Annotated in this window: 5 protein-coding genes and 1 pseudogene; 3 read left to right on the top strand and 3 right to left on the bottom strand. The window is 33.3% G+C overall.

Going from position 1 to position 3652, the window contains the following annotated elements:
- Positions 1-237: 237 nt before the first annotated feature.
- Both AC1DTM_RS20340 and AC1DTM_RS20335 read left to right on the top strand, forming a co-directional pair.
- Positions 238-1272, top strand: coding sequence for a nuclease-related domain-containing protein (locus AC1DTM_RS20340; RefSeq protein WP_016105861.1), 1035 nt, complete (start codon positions 238-240; stop codon positions 1270-1272).
- A 226-nt stretch (positions 1273-1498) separates the two neighbouring features.
- The gene (locus tag AC1DTM_RS20335; protein ID WP_002111200.1) at positions 1499-1645 is read left to right on the top strand and encodes a BC1881 family protein; all 147 of its coding nucleotides are present in this window, start codon (positions 1499-1501) and stop codon (positions 1643-1645) included.
- 467 nt (positions 1646-2112) lie between these two features.
- Here the strand turns inward: AC1DTM_RS20335 and AC1DTM_RS20330 are convergent, their stop codons facing one another.
- Positions 2113-2313: a DUF3903 domain-containing protein gene (locus AC1DTM_RS20330; protein ID WP_002111199.1), complete on the bottom strand. Its 201-nt coding sequence runs from the start codon at positions 2311-2313 to the stop codon at positions 2113-2115.
- Between the two features lie 141 nt (positions 2314-2454).
- Between AC1DTM_RS20330 and AC1DTM_RS20325 the strand changes: the two genes are divergently transcribed.
- Entirely contained in the window at positions 2455-2868 is a 414-nt protein-coding gene (locus tag AC1DTM_RS20325; protein ID WP_016105860.1) for an NUDIX hydrolase, read from the top strand.
- A 12-nt stretch (positions 2869-2880) separates the two neighbouring features.
- Here the strand turns inward: AC1DTM_RS20325 and AC1DTM_RS20320 are convergent, their stop codons facing one another.
- A complete protein-coding gene (locus tag AC1DTM_RS20320; RefSeq protein WP_016105859.1) occupies positions 2881-3558 on the bottom strand; it encodes an LrgB family protein in 678 nt (225 codons plus the stop codon).
- Positions 3555-3652 (bottom strand): annotated as a pseudogene (locus AC1DTM_RS20315) (CidA/LrgA family holin-like protein); the annotation flags it as partial. The gene AC1DTM_RS20320 and the pseudogene AC1DTM_RS20315, both read right to left, overlap by 4 nt.

Below are 3652 nucleotides of genomic sequence, written 5' to 3'. Positions count from 1 at the left end.
CTTACTACAAAATAAAGGGAGTTTGCAACAGGCCTTGTAATTATAAGGTCTGTTTTTAATTCATTGAAGTAGTAAAAGTATGCAATGAAATTTCTTGTGGACAATAAAGTGGTATTTTGCTTAAGGTGCTTTTTTATGAAAAATATATAATTTTTACAAAGTATATATTGATAACATAGTATAATGTATTTGATATATGTTTAAAAATAATCGGAAATGAAATAAAGGAGTAATAATATGGAGTATGTGCTAATAGGTGGGATTTTAATATTATTAGCTGTAGTGTTTGTACTGTTTTATAAAAATAAACAGTTAGAATCAGAGAGTCAGCAAGTAGAGTTTGAAAAGAAACAAGCGATTGAAACGTATGAAAATGAGATTGCAGCTACGATTACAGGGCATAAAGAACAACAGGATACTTTAAAGAACATGGAACAGAAAAAATATAATGATTTACAAGTGAATACAGCTAGAGAACTTGAAAATATGCGTATGATGAAAAATCAATTGGCTGTTCAACATAGTAAAGAACGTAGTGAAATGCAAGATAAGCATAGTAGTGAAATACATATGTTTCAAAATTTAATTGCGGATTTACGAGAATATACCAAAAATGGTGCTGAAGTGAATGCGCATGAAACATTACATTATATGAAGCGAGGTTTCGTTGAGCAAGGAATAATACTAGAAGAAGAGTTTCATATTATACCGAACGTTTTTATGATGCGCAATAAATATAGAGATAAACGTGACATAAATGATAATCGAATCCATCACCTCATCTTATGTAAAACTGGCATTTATCTACTTGAGACGAAAGAATGGACGGGGACATTAATTCATGGTTTAACGAGAGAAAATGCTGGTGTATGTTCATTTATGATGGAGGAAATTGGTAAGTATCAACATGAAATTGAAAAAGAAGAGACGTTTGAATTTATTACGGAGGGAACTTCATTAACTATGCAAGTAAGAAATGAAGGGAATCCAGCGTATAAAGCGAAAATACTATCTCAAACTTTATATAATTGTTTGGAAGAGATGCAAGTAGATATTGTAAAGGAAAAAGTAAAACCGATTGTATATTTTGAAAATGAAAGTGGAAAAGAAGTTATTGATCTTTCTAATGAAGAATTGCCGAGATTTAAAGATAGAGAGCAAATTGTAACGTTTTTCAGAAATGAAGTTTTAACAAGTAAAGTAATATATACAGCACGAGAACTACAAAAGCTTAGAGATATGATTGGCCAGATGAATTATGTTGCGAAGTGAAAAATAAAGTAGGGGTGTTGAATGAATGGAGAAAGGTAAAAGGTAAAAGCGCTATATTGAGGGAAGAAGCTATATCTTTTATAGCTTCTTTTTTATTGTTTAATTTGTTTTAGAAGGGGCATGAATTGTTGAATGGAATAAGGAATGAAAGCGGAGGTGATGCATATATTTAGAGGCATTGGGTAGTTTTTTATAATTTTGTATAAAATGAAAAGGAGGTAGGGCGGTGAAAGCGATACCGACTGATGTCCTGAGTAAGGAATTGATGGAAAGAGAAGGGGTTATATCTATTACAGTGATGGAATTTGAAAAGATAGAAGTGGCCGGAGTAGTTGTTTCTGGTCCGGCTGTTATTTTGATTAATCAAGAGTAAGTATATAGTATCAATATAGAAAAGTAGAAAGAGCATCCATTTAGGGTGCTTTTTGTTTGTATAGAAGTGCGCATATGATAGATAATTGGAGGGGGAATATGTGGCAATTATTATGACACCGATACTAGCTGGATGTATGTATGTTGTTAGTAGAGTAAAGAAAACTATTAATATATTTTACGAATGAATTATGTAAGTAATTCATATTTCCCATATAAAAAGATTTGCTTTAATATAATGAGTGTAAAGTTCGAGTATTCGAAGTATTACTTGAATTATATCCCTATCCCTTTTCTAAAAATGCGAACAAGTTTTGCCCTATTCTATTCAATAGTTTATTGTATAGAAATATATTGTTCGATGACCATTATGGAACGCACATAATGGGTAAATCCCGATCCTTAAAGAGGATGCCCCTAATCTTCATGTGAAAATATGATCGGATAAGAAAGCTGGCCAATTTATGGTCAGCTTTCTTTTTGTTCAAAGAGTAATTCTTCTTTAATTTCTGTTTGCAATAATAAAGTTTTTCCAAAGCGGCGTTTGCATTCAGCCCGTACTTTTTGGATTGCTAGTAGCTGAGAAGTAGCAGGCACTGTGACAATTGCTTGTCGAGGTTTCCGATTTTCTTCACAAAAAATACATTCCACAACATATTTAGAAATCATAATTTCATCCTTTCGGTTTGAATTTCTAAGAAGGGACTGCTCATGAAGTTGATGTAATCTTTCGTCATCGTTTTACTTTTTTCCTCTTTTTTCAAGGATAAATATAAAGAAAGATAGAAAGTTAGTATGGGGGGAGATAGGATGAAAAGATGGATTGGTACGGCAGCTATATGTATGAATGAAAAGAATGAGTTTCTAATGGTATTACAAGGAAAAGTAAATGAAGAGAAGCGATGGTCTGTGCCGAGTGGAGGACAAGAAGAGGGAGAAGAGCTTGAAGAGTGTTGTGTTCGTGAAGTATGGGAAGAAACGGGTTATGAAGTAGAAGTTATAGACAAGCTATGTGAAAAAAAGGGGATAACATATGGGGTACCAGTTCATGTGTATTACTATGTTGTGAAGTTAATAGGTGGTAACATGAAAATACAAGACCCTGATGAGTTAATACATGAAATAGATTGGAAAGGAATAGATGAAGTGAAAAAATTATCTTTATCGTTTCCAGAAGAATATGAGCTATTATATAAATATACAAATAAAAAAGAAAGTGTTTAAATACTTTCTTTTTTATTGTATCCAAGATAAGAAAAGCGGAACGATAACTAAACTAGCTCCAGCTGTTAAAAGCATTGATAAACTTGCAATTGTACCTTCTACAGGACCGATTTCAAATGCTTTTGATGTTCCGGTTCCATTCGCGCTAGTACCTAGCATTATTCCTTTTGCGAGCGCTGTTTTAATACGGCATATGCGTATGAGCGTAGGACCGAGTAATGCTCCAGTTAAGGCAGTTAATACGACGAAAACGGCTGTTAATTGTGACATGCCGCCAATCATTTCTGAAATAGCCATTGCAATAGGTGTTGTTACAATGTGTGGTGCTAAACTTTGTTCTATTGTAGAGTCAATTTGAAAAAAATCAGCTAATAGTGCGGAAGTAATAACCGATAGAAATGAACCAACAATGACATTAATTAAAATGGCCGTTCCATGTTTTTTTAATAGATCAAAGTGTTTATAGATTGGCCACGCGAAAGCAACCGTTGCAGGTTTCAATAATTCTGTTAGCCAATGACTACCAGATTCGTAGGTTTCGTATGGTGTATCTAATCCGAGTAGTAAAGCAATTAAAATGATTGGGCATACAAGAAGGGGAGAAAGTAAGCTCCAATTCCAGCGTTGATACATTTTTTTAGATACCCAATATGTGAATAGTGTTAATAGTAAACAAAGAAAGCCGATCATTGTGTGGATCCTTTCCGCTTTAATAGCAATTCTGTTAAAAGTCCTGTTACGAGAGTGACACAAAGTGTACTAATCACGATAATGATTAGTACAC

It is taken from the genome of Bacillus sp. P4_D3 (assembly GCF_056401855.1).
This window is presented reverse-complemented; position numbering and strand designations above follow the sequence as displayed.

Bases quoted from the DNA above. Each gene is read 5' to 3' on its own strand.
- AC1DTM_RS20330 (WP_002111199.1), bottom strand. From the start codon at position 2,313: ATGATTTCTAAATATGTTGTGGAATGTATTTTTTGTGAAGAAAATCGG.
- AC1DTM_RS20325 (WP_016105860.1), top strand. From the start codon at position 2,455: ATGAAAAGATGGATTGGTACGGCAGCTATATGTATGAATGAAAAGAAT.
- AC1DTM_RS20340 (WP_016105861.1), top strand. From the start codon at position 238: ATGGAGTATGTGCTAATAGGTGGGATTTTAATATTATTAGCTGTAGTG.
- AC1DTM_RS20320 (WP_016105859.1), bottom strand. From the start codon at position 3,558: ATGATCGGCTTTCTTTGTTTACTATTAACACTATTCACATATTGGGTA.